Here is a 25,755-nt window from a genome sequence, read left to right on the forward strand (position 1 = left end):
GGAAGAGGCAAAAGAAGCGCAATGGAACTGCCAAGATTTTAAAATTTTAAAATCTCGAGGGAATTTCGCGGAAAGAGACGAGTCATTTGCACGTCAAAATTTAACCGTCATCGCGAGCTTGCTTTTAAATTTTAAAATTTTACGGCAGGCTTTGGAATTTTAAAATTCCAAAGCTCTTTTTGATATGCGGCGCGCTACTTTCGATTTGCGTTAGCAAGCATCAGCTTTATGCGGTTTTCTTGATTTACCGCGCTTGCGCCCGGGTCGTAGTCGATAGCGGCGATGTTTGCTTGCGGGTAGTTCTGCTTGATCTTTCGGATCATTCCGCGCGCGATGATGTGGTTTGGCAGGCAGCCAAAGGGCTGCGCGCACACGACGTTTTGTATGCCGTGACGCATAAACTCGACCATCTCCGCCGTCAGCAGCCAGCCCTCGCCCATCTTCACGCCGTGACCGATGTAGCCGTCGGCGGCGGCGCGAACCTCGCTAAATGGGCTCGGCGCGCGAAAGCCGAAACGCTTCATCTGCTTAATCATCATGCGCTGGAAAAATTCCACTACCTTAGCGACCGCAAGCGAGCCGTAATACGCCGCGCCGCCCTTGCCGTAGAGCTGCTTGTCGTAAACGGCGTCGTAGATGCAGGTAAGCACGAAGTCCATCAGCCCCGTATTGACGGGCTCGGCGTTTTCGCGGATGAGGTAGGCGTTTAAGCCGTTGTTGCCGATGGGCGAGTATTTGAGATAAATTTCGCCCACGATGCCCACTTTTACTCGCGGCTTATCGTCACGCTCGATTTTAGCGAACTGTGAGAGGATAAATTTGAAATTTTTCTTGAGATTGAAAAACGATCTTTGATCGGTCAAATTTTTGATCCGCTCGGCGCAGAGTTCGTAAATTTCATTCGTTTGATTTTTGATCTTTTCGTAGGGCTTGCACTGATTATATAGTCCCATCATCAAATCGCCGTAAAATATCGCGGCAAAGAGCTTTAGAAGCGATTTTTTGCCGAGGCTAAATTCATTCTCATCTAGCGAGCCAAAATTTAACGAGATCGCGGGGACGTAGCTAAAGCCGCTGTCCTCAAGCGCTTTGCGAAGCAAATTTATGTAGTTGCTCGCTCTGCAGCCGCCGCCCGTTTGGCTGATGAGAAGCGCTACTTTGTGCGTATCAAACTCGCCACTTTTGAGCGCGTCGATGAACTGCCCGATGACGAGCAGCGCGGGGTAGCACATATCGTTGTGGACGCTGCGAAGCCCTTCCTCGACGATATTTTGACGATTTTCGCCGAGCAAGACGCTCTTATAGCCCTCGTCGCGCAGCACGCCTTGCATAAAGCGAAAATGCGGATCGATCATCGTGGGGATCAATATCGTGTGGGTGGCTTTCATATCTTTCGTAAATTTAGCAAACATTAGCGCGCATCCTTTCTTGCTTCTTGTTGCGCGCCTTGCCTTTCGCGCTCTATCATAGTCGCTTTTAGGCTACGCAGGCGGATCTTGACCGCACCTAGGTTCGTAACCTCGTCGATTTTAAGTTGAGTGTAAATTTTACCGTTTTGACGCAGTATGTCGCGCACCTCGTCGCCCGTGATCGCATCTATCCCACAGCCGAAGCTCACTAACTGCACCAGCTGCATGCGCGGGTATTTACAGACGAACCGCGCCGCGCTATAAAGCCTGGCGTGGTAGGTCCATTGATTAAGGCTTTTCGTCTGCACCCTGCTAAGCGGCAGCGCGTCCTCGCTAAGCACTATAAAGCCCAAGGAATTTAGATAGCGATCGATGCCGTGGTTGATCGTCTTGTCGATATGATACGGACGACCCGCTAGCACAATGGCGCTGGCACCGCTGCTTTGTATCTCTTTTAGGGTCTCCTCGCCTTTTATTAAAACGGTATTTTTATAGTTTTGCAGCTCCTTAAGGCCCTGCAAGACGGCGTTTTTCACGGCGTCAGAATGAAATTTATACCCAGCATCCGCGAGCTCAGCCTGCATCGTTTTGCAAAACGAATCTTGCATGTTAAGATCCACATGCGGGTAGAGGAATTTTTTTTCCTCCAGCGCCCCTACGTTTGAGCGAATCAGCTCAGGGTAGTATGCGACTACGGGGCAGTTGTAGCAGTTCTCGCTAATATTTTCATCGAGGCTGTAGCTCATGCATGGATAAAAGATAAAATCCACATCCTTGTTTAAAAGATCATAGATGTGGCCGTGCACGCTTTTGGCCGGGTAGCAGACGGTATCGCTCGGGATGCTTTGGCTTGCTAAAAACAGCGTCTCTTTTCGCGGCTTTTGCGACAGCACGACGCTCATGCCTAAATTTTCAAAAAACGCGCTGTAAAACGGGATCATCTCAAACATATTCAAAACAAACGGAATTCCGACCCGCGGCGCGTCTTGCTTCGGCGGCTTGCGATATTTTCGCAAAAGCTCGTTTTTAAACTCAAACAAATTCGTGATGTCGTGACGGATCTCCTTGCCCGCGCCGCGCTCGCACTTATTTCCTGAGACGAATTTAGTATCGCCGAAGTAGCTGATCGTAAGCGGGCATTTGTTCGTACAGAGCTTGCAGACACTAAATTCGCTGCGATGAGTGAAATTTTCAAGCTCTGCACGACTGATCATATCGGTACGCTCGTTCGCGTTATTTTTGGCAAAAAGCGCCGCGCCGTATGCACCCATAAGCTCGCTGATATCAAGACGAATCACATTTTTGCTGAGCTCTTTTTCAAAAGCTCGTAGCACAGCGTTGTTTAAAAAGGTACCGCCCTGCACTACGATGTTTTGACCCAAATCGTCGGCGTTTCGCACTCGGATGACCTTGTAAATCGCGTTTTTTATGACGCTAATAGCAAGACCTGCGCTGATGTCCTCGATCGTAGCACCGTCTTTTTGAGCTTGCTTGACCGAAGAGTTCATAAATACCGTGCAGCGGCTGCCGAGCTTGGCGGGATGGGTTGCAAAAAGAGCTAAGTTTGCGAAATCTTTAATGTCATAACCCAAAGAATTTGAAAAGGTCTGCAAAAACGAGCCGCAGCCCGAGCTGCACGCCTCGTTTAACACGATAGAATCAATATTGCCATCTTTAATAGAGAAGCACTTGATGTCCTGTCCGCCGATGTCTATGATGAAATCGACCTTCGGATTGAAGTGGCGCGCGGCACTGTAATGCGCGATCGTCTCGACGATACCGTAATCAAAGCGAAAGGCGGTTTTAATGAGATCCTCGCCATATCCGGTAACGCCGCTGCCCTTGATCTTGATGCGACCCTCGCAAAGATCGTATAATTCCTTTAGTCGCGGCAGCAGGATGTCGACCGGATCGCCTTTATTGGAGGAGTAAAATTTATACAGCAGCTCGTAGTTTGCGCCCATCAACACGACTTTGATCGTGGTGCTGCCGCAATCCACGCCTAGATACGCGTCTCCGCTGTAGGTGTGGATATCTACCTTAGGCACGCTCGCGCGGGCGTGGCGAGCGATGAACTCGTCAAATTCCGCCCTGTCTTTAAAAAGTGGCGGCTCGGCTTCCAGCGCGGTCCTGTCAGGCTCCTTTTTTAAAAGCGCGATCGTCTCCTCTAAATTTAACGTCTCGCCCGTATCTTTTGCGTACAGCGCGCTGCCGTAAGCCACAAAATAAGGCGCAATGTCGGGAAAGGTCGCAGTTTCGTTGGTGAGCTTTAGCACCTCTTTAAAGCGCGCCTGAAGGCCTTTTAGGAAAAACAACGGGCCGCCCAAGAATAGAATATTGCCCTTAACTTCGCGACCCTGCGCAAGCCCCGAGATCGTCTGCTCGACGACCGCGGCGTAGATACTAGCGCAAATATCCTCTTTTCTAACGCCCTGATTTAGTAGCGGCTGAATGTCGCTTTTGGCGAACACGCCACAACGTGAGGCGATCGGGTAAATTTTATTAGCCGCAAAGCTTAGGCGGTCGAGCTCCGTGATATCCAGATGCAAAAGATTGGTCATCTGGTCGATAAATGCGCCTGTACCGCCCGCGCATGAGCCGTTCATACGCTCTTCAAGTCCGCCCGTGAGAAATAAAATTTTAGCATCCTCGCCGCCGAGCTCGATGACGACATCGGTCTTCGGAAACATCCGCTTGACGCCGAGCGAAGTAGCAAAAACCTCTTGGACGAACGGAATTTTGCAATTTTTGGCGATACCCATGCCCGCCGAACCCGCTATGGCGACGCTAAATTGCTCGCCTGCATAGGTTTTTTGGATTTGCAAAATTTTATCCAGCACCAGCTCCTTGGGCTTTGCCAGATGCCGCTCGTAGCTCTTGCTTAAAATTTCATATTTTTCATTTAAAACTACCGTTTTAACAGTGGTTGATCCTACGTCAATGCCTAAAAAAATCACATCTCGCTCTTTACTGAATAAATTTTACTCGGCCGAATTCTCAAATTTAGCGCGAGTTTTCTAAATTAAAATTTGCATTTTATAGTAATATTTTTAAACGCAAATAAAATCAGGATATATTTTATCTTTTTCTATAGAAAAAGGCGATTTTTAGGTAATTCAAAATTAAAAATTTTAATGTGAAAGTTGCAAAATTTTAGATCTAATACGAGTGGATTTTGCACGAAATTTTTTAAAATCTCGCGCATTATAAAAAGAGCTTCCTTTTGAATTAGGAAGCGTAAATTTAAAGGATTATTTTCGAAGCTCTTTGATTTTAGCCGCTTTACCGCGTCTGTCGCGTAGGTAAAATAGCTTCGCACGGCGAACGCGTCCTTTTCTTAGAACCTCGATACTTTCAATGCTTTCGCTGTAGATCGGGAAAATTCTCTCTACGCCGACGCTATTTGCGCCGATCTTGCGGATGATAAAGGTCTCGCCGACGCCATTTCCGCGGCGCGCAATGCAGGTGCCTTCAAAATTTTGAATTCTGCTCTTATCGCCCTCTTTGATCCTGATGGCTACCTTTAAGGTGTCACCGGCACGGAAATCAGGCACACTTTTGCTTGTGATCTGAGCGTCCTCAAACGCTTGGATATACTTGTTTTTCATAAATTTCCTTTATTTTTGGCGATCTTTCGGTACATATCCGGGCGGAAGAACCTCGTTTTGCATAGCGCCATTTGATTTTTTAAACTGCGCATTTTAGCGTGATTACCCTTTAAAAACTCTGAAACTATAGGTAAATTTTCAAAAACATCAGGCTTTGTAAATGCAGGCGCCTCTAAAATTCCGCCTTCAAAGCTTTCTTCAACAAGCGAGCTTTCGTTGCCTAAAACGCCCTTTATGTTGCGGCTTATAGCATCGCACATGCAAAGCGCACCGAGCTCTCCGCCGGTAAGAACGAAATCGCCGATACAAAAAATTTCATCTACATATCTCTCGACTATGCGCTCATCGATCCCCTCGTAGCGCCCGCAGATAAAGCATAAGCTCTCTTTGCCGCTTAGACGCTTGGCATCGTTTTGGTTAAATTTTTTACTGGCGGGCGAGAGGTAGATAAACTTGGCGTTTTTAAATTTAGCTCTTACGTGTTCTATAGTCCCGGCAAGCGGCTCCGTGCCGATCAAAAGCCCCGCACCGCCGCCGATCATATAATCATCTACTTTTTTATAGCGATTTGTCGTGAAATTTCGCGGGTTAAAAAAATGCGTCGAGATTATTTTCTTATCGGCCGCGCGCTTTAAAATAGAGTCCTCAAAATAGGGCGCGATGAGATTTTCAAATAGAGAGATGAAGATAAAATTCATGAATTTTCCAAAATCGCGCGCGCATTTTGCGTAAAAATTTTACGTTCGCTAAGCGAAATTTCTTTCACATAGGCGTCCATGTAGGGGATGAAAAATTCTTTCGGCAAAGCCTGCAAGATTAAGCTTTTATCCGTTTCTACCTCAAAAAGATAGCCGCTTCCGATCTGCGATATGTCCTTTACGCGCCCCAAAATCGCGCCGTCTTCATAAATTTCAAGCCCGATAATATCGAAGTAAAAAAACTCGCCCTTTTGCAATTTGCAAAATTTCCGCGTATCCTCTTTGCTTCGGTAAAGAATTTGGTTGGTTAAATTTGCCGCCGTTTCTACGCTTTCGTAATTTTTAAAAATAGCGCTAGAATTTGCGCCGCTAAAGGATAGAATTTCTAAAATTTCGCCGTTTCGCAGATAAAATTTGGCGCCTTTTTTAAACTGAGAGGGGAAGTCGCTGCGATCGAAAATTTTAACCGCGCCCTTTAAGCCGATAGTCCGACCGAGCTTCGCGACCTCTAAAAGATCATCAGGCATCTTTGGCTTTGACGGTAATTTTATAATTGATCGGATCTTTTGCTTTATAGCCGATGATGACGGTCTTTATGGCGTTTATCATTTTGCCGTCCTTGCCGATGAGTTTGCCGGTGTCGGCCTTGTCGGCATAGACGATGATCTCGGTAAAGTTCTCACCGACCCGCTTTTGCGTAGAGACAGACTGCGGATAATCGGCGATCAACTTTGCGTATTCTTTTATAAAATTTTCTACCATTTTATTTGCTTGTGATTTGAGCGACCCTATCGCTTAACTTCGCGCCTACGCTCTTCCAGTATGCCAAACGCTCCGCGTCGAATTTAATATTATCGCTATCTTTTAGCGGATTGTAAAAGCCGATCGTCTCGATAAAGCCGCCGTCGCGTCTTTTCCTGCTATCCGTTACCACGATGCGGTAAAAAGGCTGCTTCTTTCTTCCGATTCTTGTAAGCCTAACAACTGTTGCCATTTTTTCTCCTTAAATTTTTGTAAGTTTTAGAACTTGCAGATGGCTAAAACTTAAACATCTGCAAACTCTACCGAGAGGCTATCTCGGTAAATTTTGCCTTTGAGCGATCGAGGCAAGCCCCTGCATACCGCCCTTGCCCGAAAATTTCTTCGCAAGCTTCGAAGCACCCGCGAACTGCTTTAAAAAGCGGTTCACCTCCACCTGCGAAAGCCCTGCGCCAGCAGCAAGTCTGCGCTTGCGCGAATTATTTAGCAGATCGGGGTTTTCGCGCTCTTTCGGCGTCATAGAGTTAATCATCGCTTTGATATGAAGTATCTCTTTGGAGTTTTCCAAATCGATATCTTTTATCTTATTCGCCATTCCGGAAAGTCCCGGAATCATGCCGATTAAATTTTTCATATTGCCGAGCTTTTTCACGCTTTCGAGCTGATTTACGAAATCGTTGAAATTAAACTCGCCCTTTTTGATCTTTTTGTTCAAGGCTTTAGCTTCTCTTTCGTCGAAAACGGCGCTTGTTTTCTCGGCTAACGTCGCTAAATCGCCCTCACCCATAATGCGACCTGTAATTCTATCGGGTATAAAGCCCTCCAGATCGGCCACCTTCTCGCCGGTTCCGATAAAGCGAAGCGGGATGCCAAGCTGCTGCGCGATACCGAGAGCTACGCCGCCTTTGGTATCTGCGTCAAATTTGCTTAAGATCACGCCCGTAAGGCCTAAAATTTCATCAAATTTAGCGGCCGTTTTAATGCCATCTTGACCGCTCATAGCATCCGCTACGTAAAAAATTTCATGCGGATTTAGAGCTTTTTTCATCTCCGCAAGCTGCGCCATTAGTGCCTCATCAATTGCAAGACGTCCTGCCGTATCTACGAGCAGTACGTCATAAAGCCCGCTTTTAGCCTTACTTAGCGCTTTTTCCGCAACCTTTAGCGGATCGCTCTCGCCCTCGATGAAAAATAGCTCGATCTCGTTAGCCTCGCATAGCTGACGGAGCTGCTCGACCGCGGCTAGGCGCTGCAAGTCGCAAGCTGCGACCAAGACCTTTTTTTTACGAAGTTTCAGATAGTTTGCGAGTTTTATCGTGCTTGTGGATTTTCCGCTTCCCTGAAGTCCCGTCATCAAAGCTACCGTAGGAGGCGTACTAGCGAATACAAATCCCTGACTGCTGCCTCTAGGCGCCGTTAAAATTTTAGTCAAATTTGTCTTGATGGACTGCAAAAATGGCTTCTGTCCTATCGTGCCGATACGAAGATCGGCTTCGACAAGGGCCAAAAAATCCTTTACGACTTTGTGGTGCACGTCGGCCTTTAAAAGTGCTTTTTTTAGCGTCTCCAAGGCGTTTTTTAAAGCTTTTTCATCGTCGATTGTTTTTAATTTATTGACCGCGTTTTTAAACGACTCGCTTATGATCTCAAACACTTTGATCCCTTATAAAATTTTTAAACTTGCGATGTTACCTAAAATTAACTTAAAAGCCATTGAATATCAGAGATCCTTAGGAATTTCAAAGCCGAATTCGTTGAAGCTTTTACCCGGCGGAGCTTTAAATTTTAGCCCCAAAATTTCGGTCTCGTATGAGTGCAGAAACATCCGTTTTGCGCGGCTTTTAGCGTATTTTTCATCGCCTATTACGCCAAATCCCGCATTTGCCAGATGCACGCGGATCTGATGCGTCCTGCCCGTCTCGATCCGCACCTTTACAAGCGATTTTTTGCCGCTTACCATCAGCGGATAAACCTCGCTAAATGCGCTCTTACCGTTTGGCGAAATTTTAGAAAACGCGCCGCTTCGGGTCTTTATCGTCAAAATCGGCTCGTCAAATTTCATCTCTTCGCTCACGATCCCTTTTACGATCGCGATATAGCTTTTCTTCACGCGCAAATTTTTAAACTCTGCAATCGCCGCTTCGCGAAATTCTTCGTTTTTGTACAGCAGCACGACGCCGCTGGTTTCCTTATCCAGGCGGTTTAGAAGCCCGAATTTATAGATTTTTTCTAAATTTTCGCTGCTCATAAAGGGCGGCTTATTGACCGCCAAAACGTTCTCATCCTCGTAAATGATCGCGGGTTTTGCGGGTTTCATCACGCTAAATTTAGTATTTTCGCCTAGCATCTCGCGCGCTAGAGCGATCTTTGCGCCGCGCGCGCTCACAAGCCCCGCGTCGATGAGGGCCTTGGCTTCGTTGTGCGAGATGTTTTCCTGCGCCGCTAGCAGCTTATAGGCTTTTTCTTGCATTAAATTCTTTCCTTGATTAAATTTTCTATCTCTTGCAGATCACAAATTTTATCTATCCGCGTCCCCTTTAGCGGCTCTTTTAAAGCGCTTGAAATTTCGTTCGCCTCGCACAGAGCGATATTTTGCACGAGCGCGTACAGCGCCTTTTGATTATGAAAAAATCGCCCGCTGATGATCGGTACGCCGAAGCTCGCCGCCTCGATCGGGCTGTGTCCGCCGATATTGCGCAAAAAACTGCCGCCTAAGATTACGACGTTTGAAATTTTATAAAAGTTCGCTAGCTCCCCGAAAGCATCGAGCAAAATAAAATTGCTCCGAAGCCCTGCGCCATCGCTAAATCGCTCGAAGCTAAGCCCATGCTCATGCGCCCAAGCCTTGCAAATTTCGTAGGCCTTTTCAAAGCGCTCCGGGTGCCTCGGCGCCAGGATAATTTTTAGCTTTTGCGGCGCGGTAGTCGAAGCTGCTGCATTCGGTGCAGCAGAATTTAAAGACGCGCCGTTTAAAGGCGTCGTATTCGGCACGGCGGACGAAGCGTCGCTTAAGCTCGCCGCATCCAAAGAAGTTACGTTTAAATTTACCGGCTCGGTCGAGCCCTGCTCGTCGCGAAGCTCAGCCCCAGGCAAGCTTCTATCGCCGCGGGCACTCGCTGCGCGTGGGTATTTTTCGGGCATATTTTGCGAACTGCGAAATTTTATAAAATCGTTTAAATTTGATAAAACAAGCTCCTCCTCGCCCTCGTGAGTGTTTGAGATCGTAAGCACGAAGCTATTTGCGGACGCGGCAGAATAGTCCTTCGTCGCAACGGCGATATTCGCGCTTTTCACGTTACCCGCGACCTTTATATTTTTTGCGCCGAGCTCCCGCAGCCGCGCCGCATCAAGCTCGCTTTGCGCAAGCACCAAATCGATATTTTCAAACACCTTGCGATAATAAAACTTAAAGCGCAGATAACTCGCGTACGAGCGGTCGCTTATGCGCGCATTTAGCAGGATCACGTAGCTTCCGCGCGATTTAGCGGAACGGATCAAATTTAGCCACAGCTCGGCCTCAAAGATCACCAGCACGCGGCTGCCCGTAAGCCAAAATGGAAGCCAATTTTCAAAAGGCAGGTAGCGAGAGTTCGGCGTGAGAGAGCGCGCCGCATCAAAGCCCGTCTGCGTGGTCGTGCTAAGCGCGACGCTCTCAAATTTAGAAATTAGCGGCGCAAGAGCGTTTACCTCTCCTAGACTGCAAGCGTGAAAGTGCACCGCAGCGGGGCTAAATTTAGGGTTTTTGTATAGAAAAAATCGCGCTTTCAGGCTCGTGCGGTATTTTTTTTTAAAGCTTAGGATAAAAATAAAAGGCGCAGCTGCAAGCCACGCCAAAAACGCCAAGGCGGTGTAGATCACTCGGCTTCTTTATATAAAATTCTGCCGCAATACGGGCAGGTTACGATGTCGTCGCTTTTAATGACTGCGGAATAGGTCTTGTCGCTTATACGCATAAAGCAGCCGTAGCAGGCCTGTTTGCGCACCGGCGAGACCGCCGTATTGCCCGCCCACTTGCGGATCTTTTCGTAGAATGAGACGGTTTTGGGGTTCATCGCCTGCATTAATTTATCGCGCTTAGCGTAGATCGCGCCGCGAGCAACCTCGACCTCGCCCATTTCGGCGCTTACCTGCTCTTGCAAGCTTTTTAGCTCGGCTTCAAACGCCTCTTGCTTTTCGCTCTGCTCTTTTACGAGCGCTTCCTTTGCGGCTACGATCTTTTCTAGCCTTTCGATCTCCTCGTTTGTAGCTTCGAGCTGCTCTTTTGCGATGTCCTCTTCGACGCTAAGAGCCTTGATCTCCTTTTCGGTTTTTGCCGCGCCGCTTTTTTTGCCCGTGCTTTTTAGCTTGGACGAAAAGGCGCTAAGCTGCGCGTTTGCTTGTAAAATTTGAGATTTTAGCTCGGCGATCTCCGCATTTAGAGTTTCGATCTGTTCTTTTGCGCCGTTTATTTCAGTGCTTTTTTTACTCAGCTTCTCCTGTGCAGCCTCGATTTTAGGCTTAAATCCGTCCAGCTGCTTATCGAATTCGCAAAGCTCTACCAATTGGCTTAAATATTTGTTCATCTTTTTCCTTTAATAATACGTAAATGGATTTTTTTGCTCGCTTATTATAACTTCAATTTCGCTTTTTTGCAAGAAAGGTGCGAGCGCGCGCCCAAAATAGCGCTCACTTTCAAAATGATTTATGTCGATCAAACTCACGCCGTTTTCTAAATTTTGAAGCGCCGTGTGATATTTTATATCGCCCGTGATGAAGCAATCCACGCCCAAGCTTTGGTTCAGTTCGCTTCCGCTGCCGGTGCAAAGCGCGATATTTTGGATGAAATCTTTCGTCTTCACGGCGCGCAGATGCTCGATGCCAAGCATGCGCTTTATCTGTGCGCACAGCTGCTCAAAGCTCAAATCCGCGCGCATAAAAACCAAAAAATCCCGCTCGTCCGTAATTTCAAATTTTAAAATTTCGCGCGCTACGAATCCATTTAAAACGTGCTTGTCAAAGTTCGTATGCATCGCGATGAGAGAGATATTTTTGCGGATCATCTCATAGATCAAATTTGCAGGATATAGCCGCGGATCAAGCGATTTTAGCGGGCTGAAAATCAGCGGGTGGTGCACCACGCAAAGCGAGCCCACCTCAGCTTCGCGCACCAGCTCGCTAGTAACATCGAGGCTTAGATAGATTTTTGAAATTTCATCATTCAAGCTTCCGAGCATTAGCCCGCTATTATCCCACGCCTCCGCGTCGCAAAAGGGCGCGGCGGCGTTTAAAATTTCATAAATTTCGCCCGTTTTCATAAATCCTACTTTGCGCTTTCATCCGCTTTGTCTGCGGTGTTTTTCTTGCCGTGGGCGTTTTTTAAATTTGCGCCTGCGGAGGAAGCGGACGCCGCGCCGCCGTCTTTGCCGCCTTTTTTATCGCCGCACGCCGCGGCGTCCAGCTCGGCGACGTATTTTTGCGGGTCTGCGTAGCAAAGCGCGCAGTTTTTGGCAAGATCGCGGATCTTTAAAATATAATCCTGTCTCTGCGTGACCGAGATCGCGCCGCGCGCGTCAAGGACGTTGAACGTGTGCGCCGCAAGCATGCAGTAATCATACGCAGGAAGCGCCAGGCCGTGCTTTAGGATGCTTTTGCACTCGCCGAAGCAGTTTTCAAATTGATTAAAAAGCATCGCGGTGTCCGCAAGCTCGAAGTTATATTTACTAAACTCGAATTCGCCCCTTTTATGCACGTCGCCGTAGGTCAAGAGCCCCGCTTTATCGTCCCAGACAATGTCGTAAACGTCGTCTTTATTTTGCAGATACATCGCCAAGCGCTCAAGTCCGTAGGTAATCTCGCCGCTAATTAGCTCGCACGTGATGCCGCCTACTTGCTGAAAATATGTAAACTGCGTCACCTCCATGCCGTCCAGCCAAACCTCCCAGCCAAGCCCCCATGCTCCCAGCGTCGGGCTCTCCCAGTTGTCTTCTACGAAGCGGATATCGTGACTTTTAAGATCCAACCCCAGCTTCTCTAGGCTTTTTAGATAGAGTTCTTGGATGTTGTCCGGGCTCGGCTTTAAGATCACCTGAAACTGATAATATGCACCCAAGCGGTTTGGGTTTTCGCCGTAGCGCCCGTCTGTGGGGCGACGCGATGGTGCAACGTATGCCGCGCGCCAAGGTTTGCTTCCTAGGCTACGCAAAAAGGTAGCCTGATGATAGGTGCCTGCGCCCGCAGGCATATCGTAGGGCTGAACGAGCAAACAGCCCTGCTCGTGCCAGTAGTTTTGAAGCGTCAAAATAATCTGTGAAAACGTCATTTTTATCCTTTTATCGATATGTAAATTTAAATTTATCTTCCAAAGCGCCTTTCAAAGCCTGCTTCAAAGGCTCTTTGAAGCTTCGAGCTCTCAAAAAATTTCCAAATTCCGGTCCAGTATTCGCCAGCTCTCGTAGGCTCGTTTGCAAAATCAAAAACCGCGTAATCGCCCGCTTCGATACGTAATTTATCGCAGGTTTCATCGCACTCATTTTTGCAGCACTGCTTCGCGGATTTGCAAGCTTCGTCGTGGCTTTCTTTATAGCGCCTCTCCTGCGAGCAAGTGCCTATTAGCACGGAGTATTCGCCCTGTGCGCCGTTTTCATAGTCGTAATACGCAGCATAAATTTCACTTTTCGCAGCGCTGCTTCTGCTAGCGTTAAATTTTAAAAACTCGCCCCACAAATTTGCGATCACCCCTCGCCCGCTCATCTCATCTGCGTTATTCGTGCGAGTCTTTAGGCCGCAAATTTCAAAGCCTTCGCGCAATTTTAAAATTTTCAAAGCCTAGCCCTCAAGCAGCACTTCGATCTGCTCGGAGTCCTTTTTCAGCGCCTCCGCTTTTGCCGCGCGATCCGCCTTTAGCTTCGAGCTTAGCACCTCGTCGTTTAGAGCTAAAATTTGCACCGCCAGATACGCCGCGTTTTTTGCGCCCGCCTTGCCGATCGCAAGCGTCGCGACGGGGATGCCCGCAGGCATCTGCACGGTCGAATATAGCGCATCTACGCCGCCAAGCGCGCTACCGCCGAGCGGGACGCCCAGCACCGGCTTGGTCGTATTTGCAGCGACCGCGCCCGCAAGATGCGCCGCCATGCCCGCCGCACAGATGAAAACCTGTGCGCCCTTTTTCTCGGCGCCCGCGACATATTTTGCCGTGCGGGCGGGGCTTCGGTGCGCCGAAGATACAATCATCTCGTACGCTACGCCGAATTCATTTAAAATTTTAGCCGCCTCGTAAACGACCTCGTAATCGCTCTTTGAGCCCATTATTATAGAAACAAATTTCATTCTATCTCCTTTCTTAAAAAGCAAAACTCCGCGAGTTTCGCAGGCAGCTTAATCTCATTTAGATTGCCGCTGTGAATCTCGCTAAATTCCTTATCGCTGCGGCTTTGCAGCTTCTTAAATTTTAAATATGGCTTGCCGCTAAGCTCGTAAATTTCGCCGATCTCATTATCGCAAGCGCAAATTTCAAAGCCGCGCGGAGCAAAAATTTCATACGAAACGCCGGGTAAAATTTTATCTTTGACGCTTATAAACTCGCCATCCTGCGAGATCGCGCAAACCTGATGCGTACCAAGCTCGATGCTGCGGTCTAAATTTTGCGTATCCTCTCGCTCGTACGGGCGCTTTATTAAATATCCGTCGCTAAAGCCGCGGTTTTTAAGCGTCGCAATCTCGCGCTCGTAAACACGGGCCTCAAATTTATCGCCCGCGGCATCGTCGATCGCCGCGCGGTAGGCATTCGTGGCGCATGCGACGTAGTATTCGCTTTTAGTGCGCCCTTCGATTTTAAAGCTGTCGATCGCACCCGTTTGCATGATCTTTTGCACGTGCGAAATGAGGCTAAGATCCTTCGCGTTCATTACGAAAGTCCCCTCCCCTTCGCGCTCTTGCAAGCGAAAAAGCGCGCTGGTTTCGGGATTTTTCGCATAAAGCTCGTAGTTAAATCTGCAGTCGTTCGCGCAGCTTCCGCGGTTGCTGAAGCGTCCGCTTTGCACCGCGCTAACAAGACAGCGCCCGCTGTATGCGAAACACATTGAGCCGTGCACGAAAATTTCAATCTCGAGATTCGGAATTTTTTCTTTAATCTCCACGGCGTCTTTGAGCGTCATCTCTCGCGCCGCGACGATGCGGACGGCGCCGAGCTCTGCCCAAACCTGCGCGTCGAGATAATTTAGCACGTTAGCTTGGGTAGAGACATGAATCGGAATCTCAGGCGCTACGGCTCGCGCAAGGCTCGCAACGCCCAAAGTGGCGATTAAAATTCCATCCACGCGCAGATCGCGAAGAAATTCCAAATGCCTTTTGATATTTTCAAGCTGGCCGTTGGTCGCAAAGCCGTTTACGGTCGCGTAGAGCTTCTTGCCGCGCTCATGCGCGTACGCGACGCCCTGCGCGAAGCTTTCTTTGCTAAATTCCTTCGCGCTTCGCTGGCGCAGCGAAAATGAGCCGGTGCTTGCATACACGGCGTCCGCGCCGTACGCGAGGGCGATTTTTAGTTTCGTTAAATTCCCAGCAGGAGCTAAGAGTTCGGGTTTTTTCAAATATATTCCTAGTGATTTTTTAAGCGCGATTTTACTACAATTTAGCCAAAATTTTATTTAAGGAGCAGTTGATGCGAGCCGATCTGCACAACCACACCTATCTTTGCAACCACGCTAGCGGCGAGCCGCGACAGTATTTGGAAGCGGCGATCGCACGAGGCATAGAAATTTTCGGCTTTGCGGATCACGCGCCGATGAACTTCGATCAAAAATACCGAATGAGTTTCGAGCAGATGGAGCTTTACGAGCGGATGATTAGAGATCTGCGAGATGAGTTTAGCGGGCGGATCGATGTGCGGCTCGGATATGAGGTCGATTTTATGACGAAAAAAGAGCTAATGGATGAGCGGGTTTTCGCGCGCGAGGTTGATTATCTCATCGGCTCGGTGCATTTTTTAAACAACTGGGGCTTTGATAACGAGGAATTTTTAGATCAGTGGAGCGGGCGCGAAATAGACGACGTTTATCGCGAATACTTTGCGCTGATCTGCGCGCTGTGCAGAAGCGGCAAATTCGACATTTTAGGGCACATGGATCTGATTAAAATTTTTAAATTTACTCCGAAAAAAGATATCAGAGTTTTGGCTGGCGGCGCGATAAACGCGATCAAAAAAAGCGGTATCGTCGTGGAGCTAAACTCCGCGGGGCTTCGCAAGCCCGCAAATGAAATTTATCCAAGCGATGCACTTTTAGAGGCGCTTGCGGATGCGGACGTGCCGATCACGCTTAGCTCGGACGCGCACTCGGTAGCTCAAGTAGCGCTAAACTACGATAAAATTTACGCCAAAGCGCGCGAGTTCGGCTACGATAAGATCGCCGTTTTCAAAAATCGCGAGCGGCAGTTTGTAAGTCTGGCGTAAATTTTAACGGCAGCCGCTCTCTGCTAAATTTAAAAGGCACGGACGGCGATAAATTTTAAAATTTCAAAATCTTCAGTGGCGTGAAAATTTCAGATTTCAAAAGGCACGGCGGCGAGAAATTTTAAAAATCGCGACGCGCAAAACGGCGCAGATAAAGTCGAATTTCAACTAAATAATGTTAAAATCCGCCGTTAAATTTAGCCCGAATACGGGCGGAAAAAGGAAAAAATATGGGAAAATTTGTTAATGACGTGAAGGAATTTTTTAAATTTTGCGATGAAAACGAGGTCGAGTTCGTGGATTTTAGATTTACCGATCTAAAGGGTACCTGGCACCACGTCGCTTACAACTACAAGCGCCTGCCGAAGGACTTCGCCGACGGAATTCCATTTGACGCAAGCTCGGTAGCGGCGTGGCAGCCGATCGATAAATCCGATATGATGCTAAAGCCCGACGTAGCAACGGCGTTTTTGGACCCATTCACCGCGGACGTTACGATCATCGTCATCTGCGACGTTTACGACATCTACAAAAACGAGCTTTACGAAAAATGCCCGCGCTCGATCGCTAAAAAAGCCGAGCAGTTTCTACAAACCACGGGGCTTGGAGATACCTGCTACTTCGGGCCGGAGAATGAGTTTTTCGTTTTCGACGACGTAAAGATCATCGACGATATGAACTGCGCGATGTTTAAGGTAGATACCGAAGAGGGGCATTGGAACAGCGGCAAAAACTACAAAGACGGCTTTAATAGCGGCCACCGCCCGGGCGTAAAGGGCGGCTACTTCCCCGTCCAGCCCGTCGATTCGATGGTCGATCTGCGCGCCGAGATGCTAAAGGTACTTGAACAGATCGGGCTTGAGACCTTCATCTGTCACCACGAAGTAGCGCAAGGCCAGGGCGAGATCGGCGTTAAATACGGCACTCTCGTCGAGGCCGCCGACAACGTGCAAAAATACAAATACGTCGTAAAGATGGTCGCGCACCTAAACGGCAAGACTGCGACCTTTATGCCGAAGCCGCTCTACGGCGACAACGGCAGCGGAATGCACGTGCACCAATCGATCTGGAAAAAGGGCAAAAACACCTTTTACAAAAAGGGCAACTACGCAAATTTAAGCGATGCGGCAAGATGGTATATCGGCGGCGTGCTAAAGCATGCGCGCAGCGTCGCTGCGTTTACAAACCCGAGCACTAACAGCTATAAGCGCCTAATCCCGGGCTTTGAGGCGCCGTCCATTCTAACTTATTCGAGCCAAAACCGCTCCGCTTCGATCCGTATCCCTTACGGCAGCGGCGAGAACTCCGTGCGTGCAGAGATGCGCTTTCCTGATAGCACGGCGTGCCCGTATTTGGCATTTGCGGCAATGCTGATGGCGGGAATCGACGGTATCAAAAACAAAACCGAGCCGGTCGGGCCGATGGATGAGAATTTATTCAAGCTGCACCTGGATGAGATCCGCGAGCGCGGCATCGAACAGCTTCCGCACACGCTTCGCGGCAGCCTAGAGGCGGTGATCCGCGATAATGAATATCTGCGCCCGATAATGAGCGAGCTTTTTATCGAGACCTATCAGCATTTTAAATTTGAAACTCAAGTTTGGCCTTACGAGGCGCGCCCTACGCCGTTTGAGTTTGCGACGAATTATTCGTGCTAAGACCAAATTTTATGCCGCGCCGCCGATCTTTTGCGAGGCGGGGCGGCATAAGGCCTTGGAATTTTAAAATTTCGCCGCGCGCGAGCTTTTAAAATTTCGTCGCGCGAACTTAAACACCGCCCGTGAAGCTTCAACTCTTTTACTCTAAACGCGAAATTTTATACTTTCTGCTCATTTTGCTTGGAATTTTATCGATAAACTTAGGTCTGAAATTTTATGAATTCAAAGAATTTCGCGCGAAAAACTACGCTTTTTACGACGCGCAAATTTTAAACGCCTACGCCAAAACGAACGAGCGCGGCCGCACCTACACGGTGCTAAAGCTCAAAACGGCGGATTTCACTCTCTACACGACCGCTGGGCTCGGGCGGGAATTTCACCGCTTCGCGCGCGTAAATATCGGCATCGTAACCAAAAACGTAAAATTTTTAGATTTTTTAAAGCAGCGCTTTTACGCGCCAAATTTTAAAATTTCAGCCGAAACCGCGCCCTCAGGGGCAAAATGGCGCGCTATAGAATTCGTTCGCGCCCAACACGAAGATGAGATGACGGCGGATCTTTACTCCGCGCTGTATTTTGCGACCGAAATTTCAAAACCACTGCGTGCTAGCGTGACGAACTGGGGCATAGCGCACATCATTTCGATCAGCGGCTTTCATCTGGGCATTATCTTTAGCACGGTCTTTCTGCTTGCAATGCCGATCTACCGCTATTTTCAGGATCGCTACTTTCCGTATCGCAGCGCGAGGCGCGATCTTAGCGTCTTTGTGATCGTGCTGATGAGCGGATATCTCTTCGTGCTTGATTTTACGCCGAGCTTTCTGCGCTCGCTTGCGATGTGCTGCGTGGGGTTTTTCCTCGCGATGCGAAATTTCTACGTACTTAAATTTACGAACCTCTTCCTAACGATCGCGCTTCTGCTTGCGTTTTTCCCGCACTTAGCCTTTTCGATCGGATTTTATTTCTCCTGTCTGGGCGTGCTATATATTTTCCTCTACCTGCACCACTTCGCGCCCAAATTTAAGCTCTGGCAAAACGTCATACTTTTCAATCTCTACGTTTGGCTCAGCATGAACGCGGCGGTCTATTATTTCTTCCCGACCGCTTCGCTGCAGCAGTTTAGCGTAATGCCGCTGGGATACGCGTTCGTGATCTTTTATCCGCTAAGCATCTTTTTGCATCTATTCGGGCTCGGCGGCGCGCTCGATACGCCGCTGCTTGCGTTTTTAAACTTTACTTTGCCGAGCTTTCAGGCGCAAATTCCGCCGCTTCTTTTCGCGCTCGCAAACATCTGTGCGCTTGCTGCGATAAAGCTTCGCTACGCAGCGCTTGGATGCGCGATAATCGGAATTTCGCCTATATTTTTTATAACGTAGCGCGCGAAAATTCCAGCAGGAATTTTATCCGTTGGAATTTTATGCTAAAATCGCGCTTCAAATCTCACAAAGGATCAAAATGTTTATTGCAAACCTCACTTACGTCAAAGAAATTAGCGAAATCGATCGCTTCATCAACGAGCACAACGCGTTTTTAGACCGATTTTATGCGGCCGATAAATTTATCTGCTCGGGGCGCAAAGTCCCTCGCACCGGCGGCGTCATCTTAATCAACGCCAAAGACCGCACGGAGCTTGATGAGATCATCGCGCAAGATCCGTTCTTCCAAAATGGCGTCGCAAAATACGAGATCATAGAATTTGCGCCGACGAAATTTGCGCCCGAGTTTTGGCGACTTTTTAGCGAACAATAAGGATCGAATTTGACCCATTTTATCATTGACGACGAAAATATAGACGTAGATAATATCTTCGACGTCGTAAATCTAAAAGAGGGCGACGAGCTAAATATCGTCTCCAACACCGCCAAAAAGATCGGCGCCTTGACCCTTGCGCGCCTATCGAAGATGGGTGTTAGCATAGGCGAGGTTTTTACAATCGGCAAACAAAGAAAGGACTTCGCCGATAAGATCATCGTATTTTTGATGGGCAAGCTCTGCGGGCAGGAGGGCAAGATCGGTATCGTCAGCAACGATAAATTTTACGACGACGTGATAGAATTCTTTAATAATCTAAACTACCGCAAAAATCCGAAATTTGAAAAGATCAGCCTAGCCTCGCATGCCGCAGGAGCGGGCGCAAAACAAAGCAAAACAAGCGGTGCGGCGGAGAAAAAAGCCCAAAAAGCGGAACCGAAAACTGCAAAGCAGGAGCCAAAGGTTCAAAAGCAAGGGGTAAAAACCGCGAAGCAGGAGCCGAAGGCTGTACAACAGGAACAAAAAACCGTAAATTCTAAAATCGCCAAAGCGGACCTCATCGCGGCGGAGGCGCTGATACCCCAGTGCGTGAGCCTGCAAGCCCTATACGCCGCGTGCGTCGCAAAACTCGGCAGAGCCAAGGGCTGCGAGGCCTACCGCGAGATCAAGGACGGCGCGCGGACGCGATACGCGAGCATCACCTACGATAGCGACCTAAAAGACGGCGCCGTAAGGCGAAACGCGATCAAGCTCTACCGCGAAAGCGGCGGCGATATGGCAGAATTTCACAACAAACTGACGAGCGAATACAAACACGCGGGGCCTGAAATTTATAAAGAATTTAAAGAAAAACTCGTCGGAAAGATGATCTAGGCATTTCGGCGCAAGGGTTTGAGGCGTAGCGATAGTATGCGTCGCGACGTAGCGGCTAGAGCACGACCTGGCGGCGTTAGATTGAGTTACAGCGCGCAATATGGTACGGCGCAGCATAAATGTGCCCGAAATGAAACTATTTGCTTGCGCGGCATGTCGTCTTATTTTTACTGTATATAACCAAACAGAACCCAGGCGCTTAGACATAGCAGCAGAGTAAAGATATATACGACAAATTTCATTCTGCTAGGTCTAATCCGGGTTTAATCATAGTCGAAGTCTTCCAAATCATACCCGAAGATATACAAAGTCTTTAAGGCCAACTCTCTAACCTCTACCCATGATTTGTTCTGATAGACTAGATAATCGTAGGTATCTCCTTCTAGCAGGCTTTGATCTTTAAAGTATCTATCTATAAGCTCCATAAGTTCTCTTAGTGCATCCCTTTCGTATGGTAAAAAACAAAATTTAAATTGCTCCAATAGGGCATTTTTGCAAAAATCATATAGCCAATCTATTATTTCGTCCGCTAATATCTAATATATAGTAGTCCTTTGTGGGATGAACGATATATTTGTCCTGATATTCCAAAGAGGCTACTCGGCACAGATTAAACATAAGCCCGCCTTTATTAAATATCTCATTTCCATCAATTTGCATTTGGATTTCCTTTTATTGGGATATGGGTTTGCGCGCATTATATCGTAATATATTTTTAAAATTCTCTCGTACTTAAATTTATTTCTCGTAGCCGCTTCATAATCTTCTAGCTTCGAATTTCTATTTGAATATCAAGTAAGTCATCGTAATCTGGGTATTTGGCAGTCTCCGAGAGCGTAAATTTTATCACATCTAGCAGCTGTTTAGCCAAATCGCTGTATTTTTTCTTAAATGCATTAAAATTTAAGAAAATTAACTTTAAATCGTCTCGAACGCCTTGCTTATTTTTTAAACCGCATCGTGAGTTTTCTTCTTTTTCCTCGATATATTCGCTATAGCTTTCCCACTCGTCTTTATCTTTATATTGCCCCCACTCTTCCTCGCTATAGTCTTTCCATTCCTTAAATCGCAGAAACCAAAAGAAATCCGCGAATGCATCAGAGCCGATACGTAGCGGTAAAGACAGCTTTTCGGATAAATATGAGTATAACTTATGCTCTATTTCTTTGGGGCAATAATCATGCCACTCATCAATATATCTTCTGTCTTTTTGCAACTCGTCAAAGTCAATCACTACTTCTATCATTTTTCCTCACTCCAACTATGCTAACGCATATTTTCTTAAAATTCTAAAAATCAAATAAGCGTAGATTAACGCAAACTCGCCTTTATTAAATTTTAATACAAATCAGACCAAAAAGGCACATACGGGCATTTTCTAATCGGCTCAAGAGGATTTTTACTAAATTCCCTCAAAAAGTAGTCATATAAATTTTTCCCATAATAAATGACATCGGTATAGTGTATAGATAAGACCGGTGGATCCGGTAATTTAAGACACGGCATATATCTATGGGAATATACGGGTATAATCTTAGGCGCGATTTTGGCTACCTCTAGTATAATGGCTCGCTTGCGAGATTTGTCTTCGGGCATCGGACCCCATTTTTGCGTATTCCAATAGCTCTCGTTTGGGAAAATTTCATCAATAGGATCGTTTTTTAAGTACTCAAAGACGTAGTTCATAGCCTGCTTTATCTCCTTTATGTTTTCATCGCTAAAGTCTCTCCAATTATAAAATTCTACCGAAATAGGCAATGTATATGACAAAAAATCTCTTAGGCTTTTTGGAAATTTAAACTCATAAATTTGCTCTATTTTGTCTATTTCGCTCTCTTTCAAACCCTCGCTCAATTCTATACCGCTCTTTTCTAACAGCTCTTTTATTTGCTTGTACATATTCTATTTTTCCTTATTAAGGCTCTTAGTCGTAGTCGAGGTCATCAAGTTCATAACCAAAAATTTGGATTGTTTTTAGAGCTAATTCGCGTAGTCCGCAAAAGGTACTATTGTGGTATATAAAGTCTTCGTAGTCTGCCATAGAAGCCCTTTCCTCTTCTTCCCAAAATTTTGAATCGCACTCTGCAAATTTATCTAGCATTTTAACTATCGCTTTACGCTCCTCTACGCTGAAATAAATTCTGTTTGATTCCACTAGGGCTATTTTGCAAGCGTTCTCGCAGTCTCCTATTAAATCTATGCACAACAAATACTTATCCTCTGTTGGGTTGAGCATATATTTTTCTTGACATTCCAATGAGGCGAGGCAGCATAATTCTCTCAATAATCTTTCTTTTATTAACATTTTATCCTCCTAAATTTTATATTCCGTACCACTTTGTTACACTTCCCTCTTCGTCGATACCAACCTCTTGTATTTGTATTTATTGTAAAGGCTCGGAATTAAAATTTCATCATAATATTTTTTGCTGCATTCTGCGATAAATATATACATATTATGGTGGCACCACCGATTCGGCTCTTCCCAAAAGGCACCGTCTGCGCGAGTATAATTTTTTAGAGGTTCGTATGGGCGGGCTACAAAATTATCTAAATTATAAAAGAAATTTTCTCTTAAAATTTTCCATTCTTCAAATTTCTTCATATTTAAATTTATATTAGCGCTAGTTTTATATTTTATGTCGGTACCTATAAAATTATTTAGATAAAACTGCCCAAATAACATTATTAAAATATCTTTTACATTCTCATCGCATAAATTAAAATTATGAATTAATGTGCTAGTAATAGAGTCGGTCTCATAAACCTCGGTGCTTTTCATTAGACTAAACGCATCAAGCTCATAAAAATCCAGCGATCTTTTCCCGCTTGCAGCTTGGAAATCTTTAAAAATCTTAAACCTAAAATCTTCCGCTTTACTAAAGAAATAGACGTACGGGCTTAAATTTAAATCAAGCGCTTTTACTCTCATTTTATACCGTCCAAACTATTGTTTTTCGCATTTTAGCATTGTTTTGCATAATAAGCTCTTCCTTGCTGCGTTTCGGTCACACAAAAGTATTTACCATTTACGCCGACCGGCTCATAATTTTTATCATCCCTTAAAATATTTAAAATTTCAGATTTATCACATATCTCTTTTGTTTCTGTATCATAACCCCAATTTGAACTAAACAATCTTATATAACCTTGCTCGTATAAGGACAATAAAATTTTTTTCGCTACTTTAAGCGAATTGGCAATGTTAATAGAATTTAATTCCCAAACGATTTCCCATAAAGAGATATAATCGCCATCTTCGATTATTACCGATAAAATAGTTAAAAACGTCTTTTTATTCATTTAAAACCGCATTTCCTTTTAATGGAATTTTAACTACCGCGCCGTCTTTGCTATTTTTAGCACAAGAATCCGGCGTACAATTTTCATAGAAAAATTTGATTTTATAGAAATTTTCATCCCCTGACGCAACCGCCAATAATAAGCTTCTTAGACGGCGAAATCTATCAAAAATATTCGGCTTTGTATCTTCTTGATATTCGTCTAGCTTAAAACATTCGCTTTTTGCATCTATATCTACGTCGCGCCAACTTCCGTTTAGAAATATATCATTAGAGATAGAAATAATGCCTTGCATTATTTCTGGGTCCAACTCTTTGTTTTTATAATGCTGCAAAATCTTTTTTAAATCGGCTTCCAATTTCCAATACTCTTCATCGGACCATAGATTATTATCTAAAATCATACCTATGAACGAATTTGCATCATATCTATCATCAAATGCGGTATTTCTATAAAAATTTACAAGATTCATTGCATTAATCCTTTGGAACATACCAAAAACCGTTATTGTCAAGCTTTTCTTTGAATACGATGCTGTTGCATAGAACCTTTAATCTTTCAAATCTATCATATATGCTAGGCACTACGCCGTCGCTGTTTTTCGCACACAATATATTGCTTACATAAATTTCCGATTTGTCCTCCACGCCGATAACATCATTAAATATCGCTAGTATTGCGATGAAAATTTCTCTTGGAAGCGTTTTTTTATGATAAAAGCTCAAAATCTGCATTAAAGTTTTATCTAACTCCCAATAGTCGCAATCCGACCAGGTTCTTTGATATATAAATTTCCCGACAAACGAATTGATGCTGAATTTATCAGAATTCGTTGAATTCTGGCATAAAAGTTCTAACTCCATTAATCACCTACCTTTTTTTCATTCTTTATTAAACATTTAGCCATCTTTATGGCAAATTTGCGTTTATAAAAATCTATTATTTTCTATTTGATAGCTCTTTAGATAGAATTTCTGAATCAGGATACAATTTTTTCAAAAATTCTATCTCTTCTTGATCTAGCTCATCTAAAACCTCTTCTGTCGGTCTTTCACTTAAAATTTTTCCATAAACCAAACTCAATCGCTTATATGCGCGCGGGTTACCATTCTTTTCAAATTGCCTTATTATAGCAATTCTGCACTCTTTTGTTATTTCGGTATCGCCCATAAAAAGATCTTTTATATCACAAGAGGCGCTTTGCTCTTTATATAGATAAAATATCCACGCAAATAATATTATAACGGCGGCAATAAAGTAAATCTTATTTTTCATGAAAGCTCTTTATTCTTGTTATATACTTACTTATTTTTGGCTTTTTAGATATAAACAATCAATCATAGAATTTGCGATTTAATTAGTAATAAAAGTGGTGTCCTGCGTTGGATTTTTACAACCCTCAGAATTCCCCCGAACACTCGATTACAGAATATCAGTATATAGTCTTTTAAAAAACTATATAAAAATATTTATCGTCTTTTAAGGAAACTTTAAATAATAAGCAAAAATGAGTTAAGAAGTTTCAAACCTTAAGAAATTTAGCTTAAGCCTTGTATCAGCTCAAGGTTTAAAATCTTAAGGAGGCCGATTAATACATTTTCACTAAATGCCTTAAGCACCTATCTGTAAGATGTTTATTCTTTAAGGCAGAGAACAAATAAAAAACAGATAAAGCTTAAAGCCTTCTTTGTCCTTATGAACAAGGGGATTATATTAGAAAGATCTTAAAAGCTTCTTAGCTCAAATTTATTAATCTCTTCTTTTACTTTCATTTACATATAAAAAGTCTAAAGATTTAGAGGCTTCTTTAAAAGTATAGAGGAAGCTATGCTATTTTCTTGTATAGTATTAAGATAGCCAAAGACTTTTAAAATATGGGAGAGCGATTAAAAAATGAGGGGTTGCCACCCTCAATACTTCAATCTCTCTTCTATACCTAAATAGATTCAATATCTTTGCGATACTCAAGCATTCTATTAGAGTAAAGCCCAAAATATCAAAAGCAAGGCTACACATAAAATATCCTTAAAAGGGATAGGCTAAGAGGTTGCTCTATCTATGATAAAAGAGCTGCTTTGGCAAATAATATCCCCCACAAGCGATAAAAATATATTAAGATCAATACTATTTATAATATAGTACTAGGAAAAAAATACTCCTGAAAGAAATAAAAGTTTATCCTACCCACTAGATATAGAAAATTCTATCTATAATACAATAATATCCCTACAAGGAATAATCGCAACGGCGGTAGCAGACGAGCAAATGCTC

General features: G+C 45.3%; 28 protein-coding genes and 1 pseudogene. 5 read left to right on the forward strand and 24 right to left on the reverse strand.

What is annotated here, in order from left to right; translation table 11 throughout:
* Positions 1–194 precede the first annotated feature (194 nt).
* The 16 genes and pseudogenes from Q0144_RS04010 to Q0144_RS04085 all read right to left on the reverse strand — a co-directional run bounded on the left by Q0144_RS04010 (position 195) and on the right by Q0144_RS04085 (position 15,038).
* The gene (locus Q0144_RS04010; protein ID WP_295098664.1) at positions 195–1,412 is read right to left on the reverse strand and encodes a 2-hydroxyacyl-CoA dehydratase; all 1,218 of its coding nucleotides are present in this window, start codon (positions 1,410–1,412) and stop codon (positions 195–197) included.
* Positions 1,412–4,366, reverse strand: a complete 2,955-nt coding sequence (locus tag Q0144_RS04015) for an acyl-CoA dehydratase activase (RefSeq protein ID WP_298061934.1) — start codon at positions 4,364–4,366, stop codon at positions 1,412–1,414. The genes Q0144_RS04010 and Q0144_RS04015 overlap by 1 nt, the downstream gene beginning before the upstream one ends.
* Positions 4,367–4,660: 294 nt before the next feature.
* Positions 4,661–5,017, reverse strand: a complete 357-nt coding sequence (gene rplS, locus Q0144_RS04020; protein ID WP_297881697.1) for a 50S ribosomal protein L19 — start codon at positions 5,015–5,017, stop codon at positions 4,661–4,663.
* Complete coding sequence (gene trmD, locus Q0144_RS04025; RefSeq protein WP_298061935.1) at positions 5,014–5,715, reverse strand: tRNA (guanosine(37)-N1)-methyltransferase TrmD; 702 nt, start codon at positions 5,713–5,715, stop codon at positions 5,014–5,016. Before trmD ends, rplS begins: the two co-directional genes overlap by 4 nt.
* Positions 5,712–6,242: a ribosome maturation factor RimM gene (rimM, locus tag Q0144_RS04030; RefSeq protein ID WP_298061936.1), complete on the reverse strand. Its 531-nt coding sequence runs from the start codon at positions 6,240–6,242 to the stop codon at positions 5,712–5,714. The genes trmD and rimM overlap by 4 nt, the downstream gene beginning before the upstream one ends.
* Positions 6,235–6,477 carry a KH domain-containing protein gene (locus tag Q0144_RS04035; RefSeq protein ID WP_005873158.1) on the reverse strand — a complete coding sequence of 81 codons (243 nt, stop codon included), beginning with the start codon at positions 6,475–6,477 and terminating at the stop codon, positions 6,235–6,237. The genes rimM and Q0144_RS04035 overlap by 8 nt, the downstream gene beginning before the upstream one ends.
* 1 nt (position 6,478) lies before the next feature.
* Positions 6,479–6,709: a 30S ribosomal protein S16 gene (rpsP, locus tag Q0144_RS04040; protein WP_005873159.1), complete on the reverse strand. Its 231-nt coding sequence runs from the start codon at positions 6,707–6,709 to the stop codon at positions 6,479–6,481.
* Between the two features lie 78 nt (positions 6,710–6,787).
* A complete protein-coding gene (gene ffh / locus Q0144_RS04045; RefSeq protein WP_295153284.1) occupies positions 6,788–8,128 on the reverse strand; it encodes a signal recognition particle protein in 1,341 nt (446 codons plus the stop codon).
* A 66-nt stretch (positions 8,129–8,194) separates the two neighbouring features.
* Positions 8,195–8,944 (reverse strand): RluA family pseudouridine synthase, encoded by a 750-nt coding sequence (locus Q0144_RS04050; protein ID WP_298061938.1) that lies wholly within the window; start codon positions 8,942–8,944, stop codon positions 8,195–8,197.
* A complete protein-coding gene (locus Q0144_RS04055; protein ID WP_298061940.1) occupies positions 8,944–10,332 on the reverse strand; it encodes a glycosyltransferase N-terminal domain-containing protein in 1,389 nt (462 codons plus the stop codon). Before Q0144_RS04055 ends, Q0144_RS04050 begins: the two co-directional genes overlap by 1 nt.
* Positions 10,329–11,036 carry a zinc ribbon domain-containing protein gene (locus tag Q0144_RS04060; protein ID WP_177388624.1) on the reverse strand — a complete coding sequence of 236 codons (708 nt, stop codon included), beginning with the start codon at positions 11,034–11,036 and terminating at the stop codon, positions 10,329–10,331. Before Q0144_RS04060 ends, Q0144_RS04055 begins: the two co-directional genes overlap by 4 nt.
* Positions 11,037–11,045: 9 nt before the next feature.
* Complete coding sequence (locus tag Q0144_RS04065) at positions 11,046–11,768, reverse strand: Nif3-like dinuclear metal center hexameric protein (RefSeq protein WP_298061942.1); 723 nt, start codon at positions 11,766–11,768, stop codon at positions 11,046–11,048.
* Positions 11,769–11,935: 167 nt separating this feature from the next.
* Positions 11,936–12,772 (reverse strand): annotated as a pseudogene (gene glyQ, locus Q0144_RS04070) (glycine--tRNA ligase subunit alpha); the annotation flags it as partial.
* Positions 12,773–12,804: 32 nt separating this feature from the next.
* Positions 12,805–13,275, reverse strand: coding sequence for a GyrI-like domain-containing protein (locus Q0144_RS04075; protein WP_298061944.1), 471 nt, complete (start codon positions 13,273–13,275; stop codon positions 12,805–12,807).
* A gap of 3 nt (positions 13,276–13,278) precedes the next feature.
* On the reverse strand, positions 13,279–13,779 hold the full coding sequence (gene purE / locus Q0144_RS04080) for a 5-(carboxyamino)imidazole ribonucleotide mutase (protein WP_298061946.1): 501 nt from the start codon (positions 13,777–13,779) through the stop codon (positions 13,279–13,281).
* Positions 13,776–15,038, reverse strand: a complete 1,263-nt coding sequence (locus Q0144_RS04085; protein ID WP_298061948.1) for a peptidase U32 family protein — start codon at positions 15,036–15,038, stop codon at positions 13,776–13,778. Before Q0144_RS04085 ends, purE begins: the two co-directional genes overlap by 4 nt.
* A 71-nt stretch (positions 15,039–15,109) precedes the next feature.
* On the opposite strand from Q0144_RS04085, the gene Q0144_RS04090 reads away from it, so the two are divergent.
* The 5 genes from Q0144_RS04090 to Q0144_RS04110 all read left to right on the forward strand — a co-directional run bounded on the left by Q0144_RS04090 (position 15,110) and on the right by Q0144_RS04110 (position 20,181).
* On the forward strand, positions 15,110–15,898 hold the full coding sequence (locus Q0144_RS04090) for a histidinol-phosphatase (RefSeq protein WP_298061950.1): 789 nt from the start codon (positions 15,110–15,112) through the stop codon (positions 15,896–15,898).
* 230 nt (positions 15,899–16,128) lie between these two features.
* Entirely contained in the window at positions 16,129–17,556 is a 1,428-nt protein-coding gene (gene glnA / locus Q0144_RS04095) for a type I glutamate--ammonia ligase (RefSeq protein ID WP_297941823.1), read from the forward strand.
* A 122-nt stretch (positions 17,557–17,678) separates the two neighbouring features.
* Entirely contained in the window at positions 17,679–18,932 is a 1,254-nt protein-coding gene (locus Q0144_RS04100; RefSeq protein ID WP_298061952.1) for a ComEC/Rec2 family competence protein, read from the forward strand.
* 79 nt (positions 18,933–19,011) lie between these two features.
* The gene (locus tag Q0144_RS04105; RefSeq protein ID WP_298061954.1) at positions 19,012–19,305 is read left to right on the forward strand and encodes a YciI family protein; all 294 of its coding nucleotides are present in this window, start codon (positions 19,012–19,014) and stop codon (positions 19,303–19,305) included.
* Between the two features lie 9 nt (positions 19,306–19,314).
* Positions 19,315–20,181, forward strand: coding sequence for a hypothetical protein (locus tag Q0144_RS04110; RefSeq protein ID WP_298061956.1), 867 nt, complete (start codon positions 19,315–19,317; stop codon positions 20,179–20,181).
* Between the two features lie 766 nt (positions 20,182–20,947).
* On the opposite strand, the gene Q0144_RS04115 is transcribed toward Q0144_RS04110, so the two are convergent.
* The 8 genes from Q0144_RS04115 to Q0144_RS04150 all read right to left on the reverse strand — a co-directional run bounded on the left by Q0144_RS04115 (position 20,948) and on the right by Q0144_RS04150 (position 24,759).
* Positions 20,948–21,427: a hypothetical protein gene (locus Q0144_RS04115; RefSeq protein ID WP_298061958.1), complete on the reverse strand. Its 480-nt coding sequence runs from the start codon at positions 21,425–21,427 to the stop codon at positions 20,948–20,950.
* A gap of 92 nt (positions 21,428–21,519) precedes the next feature.
* Complete coding sequence (locus tag Q0144_RS04120) at positions 21,520–22,080, reverse strand: hypothetical protein (protein WP_298061960.1); 561 nt, start codon at positions 22,078–22,080, stop codon at positions 21,520–21,522.
* Between the two features lie 25 nt (positions 22,081–22,105).
* A complete protein-coding gene (locus Q0144_RS04125) occupies positions 22,106–22,486 on the reverse strand; it encodes a hypothetical protein (protein ID WP_298061962.1) in 381 nt (126 codons plus the stop codon).
* 36 nt (positions 22,487–22,522) lie between these two features.
* Positions 22,523–23,113 (reverse strand): hypothetical protein, encoded by a 591-nt coding sequence (locus Q0144_RS04130; protein ID WP_298061964.1) that lies wholly within the window; start codon positions 23,111–23,113, stop codon positions 22,523–22,525.
* 32 nt (positions 23,114–23,145) lie between these two features.
* Complete coding sequence (locus tag Q0144_RS04135; RefSeq protein WP_298061966.1) at positions 23,146–23,484, reverse strand: hypothetical protein; 339 nt, start codon at positions 23,482–23,484, stop codon at positions 23,146–23,148.
* Complete coding sequence (locus Q0144_RS04140) at positions 23,477–23,956, reverse strand: Imm41 family immunity protein (RefSeq protein ID WP_298061968.1); 480 nt, start codon at positions 23,954–23,956, stop codon at positions 23,477–23,479. The genes Q0144_RS04135 and Q0144_RS04140 overlap by 8 nt, the downstream gene beginning before the upstream one ends.
* A 4-nt stretch (positions 23,957–23,960) precedes the next feature.
* The gene (locus Q0144_RS04145; RefSeq protein WP_298061970.1) at positions 23,961–24,347 is read right to left on the reverse strand and encodes an Imm41 family immunity protein; all 387 of its coding nucleotides are present in this window, start codon (positions 24,345–24,347) and stop codon (positions 23,961–23,963) included.
* A 76-nt stretch (positions 24,348–24,423) separates the two neighbouring features.
* Complete coding sequence (locus tag Q0144_RS04150) at positions 24,424–24,759, reverse strand: hypothetical protein (protein ID WP_298052997.1); 336 nt, start codon at positions 24,757–24,759, stop codon at positions 24,424–24,426.
* Between the last annotated feature and the right edge of the window lie 996 nt (positions 24,760–25,755).

The organism is uncultured Campylobacter sp. (genome assembly GCF_938045345.1).
GTDB lineage: Bacteria > Campylobacterota > Campylobacteria > Campylobacterales > Campylobacteraceae > Campylobacter_B.

What these genes read in the sequence shown, in the direction of transcription:
- Q0144_RS04010 (WP_295098664.1), bottom strand. Translation starts at nt 1,412, where the DNA reads ATGTTTGCTAAATTTACGAAAGATATGAAAGCCACCCACACGATATTG.
- rplS (WP_297881697.1), bottom strand. Translation starts at nt 5,017, where the DNA reads ATGAAAAACAAGTATATCCAAGCGTTTGAGGACGCTCAGATCACAAGC.
- trmD (WP_298061935.1), bottom strand. Translation starts at nt 5,715, where the DNA reads ATGAATTTTATCTTCATCTCTCTATTTGAAAATCTCATCGCGCCCTAT.
- rimM (WP_298061936.1), bottom strand. Translation starts at nt 6,242, where the DNA reads ATGCCTGATGATCTTTTAGAGGTCGCGAAGCTCGGTCGGACTATCGGC.
- Q0144_RS04035 (WP_005873158.1), bottom strand. Translation starts at nt 6,477, where the DNA reads ATGGTAGAAAATTTTATAAAAGAATACGCAAAGTTGATCGCCGATTAT.
- rpsP (WP_005873159.1), bottom strand. Translation starts at nt 6,709, where the DNA reads ATGGCAACAGTTGTTAGGCTTACAAGAATCGGAAGAAAGAAGCAGCCT.
- Q0144_RS04050 (WP_298061938.1), bottom strand. Translation starts at nt 8,944, where the DNA reads ATGCAAGAAAAAGCCTATAAGCTGCTAGCGGCGCAGGAAAACATCTCG.
- Q0144_RS04060 (WP_177388624.1), bottom strand. Translation starts at nt 11,036, where the DNA reads ATGAACAAATATTTAAGCCAATTGGTAGAGCTTTGCGAATTCGATAAG.
- Q0144_RS04065 (WP_298061942.1), bottom strand. Translation starts at nt 11,768, where the DNA reads ATGAAAACGGGCGAAATTTATGAAATTTTAAACGCCGCCGCGCCCTTT.
- purE (WP_298061946.1), bottom strand. Translation starts at nt 13,779, where the DNA reads ATGAAATTTGTTTCTATAATAATGGGCTCAAAGAGCGATTACGAGGTC.
- Q0144_RS04090 (WP_298061950.1), top strand. Translation starts at nt 15,110, where the DNA reads ATGCGAGCCGATCTGCACAACCACACCTATCTTTGCAACCACGCTAGC.
- glnA (WP_297941823.1), top strand. Translation starts at nt 16,129, where the DNA reads ATGGGAAAATTTGTTAATGACGTGAAGGAATTTTTTAAATTTTGCGAT.
- Q0144_RS04105 (WP_298061954.1), top strand. Translation starts at nt 19,012, where the DNA reads ATGTTTATTGCAAACCTCACTTACGTCAAAGAAATTAGCGAAATCGAT.
- Q0144_RS04115 (WP_298061958.1), bottom strand. Translation starts at nt 21,427, where the DNA reads ATGATAGAAGTAGTGATTGACTTTGACGAGTTGCAAAAAGACAGAAGA.
- Q0144_RS04120 (WP_298061960.1), bottom strand. Translation starts at nt 22,080, where the DNA reads ATGTACAAGCAAATAAAAGAGCTGTTAGAAAAGAGCGGTATAGAATTG.
- Q0144_RS04125 (WP_298061962.1), bottom strand. Translation starts at nt 22,486, where the DNA reads ATGTTAATAAAAGAAAGATTATTGAGAGAATTATGCTGCCTCGCCTCA.
- Q0144_RS04130 (WP_298061964.1), bottom strand. Translation starts at nt 23,113, where the DNA reads ATGAGAGTAAAAGCGCTTGATTTAAATTTAAGCCCGTACGTCTATTTC.
- Q0144_RS04135 (WP_298061966.1), bottom strand. Translation starts at nt 23,484, where the DNA reads ATGAATAAAAAGACGTTTTTAACTATTTTATCGGTAATAATCGAAGAT.
- Q0144_RS04140 (WP_298061968.1), bottom strand. Translation starts at nt 23,956, where the DNA reads ATGAATCTTGTAAATTTTTATAGAAATACCGCATTTGATGATAGATAT.
- Q0144_RS04145 (WP_298061970.1), bottom strand. Translation starts at nt 24,347, where the DNA reads ATGGAGTTAGAACTTTTATGCCAGAATTCAACGAATTCTGATAAATTC.
- Q0144_RS04150 (WP_298052997.1), bottom strand. Translation starts at nt 24,759, where the DNA reads ATGAAAAATAAGATTTACTTTATTGCCGCCGTTATAATATTATTTGCG.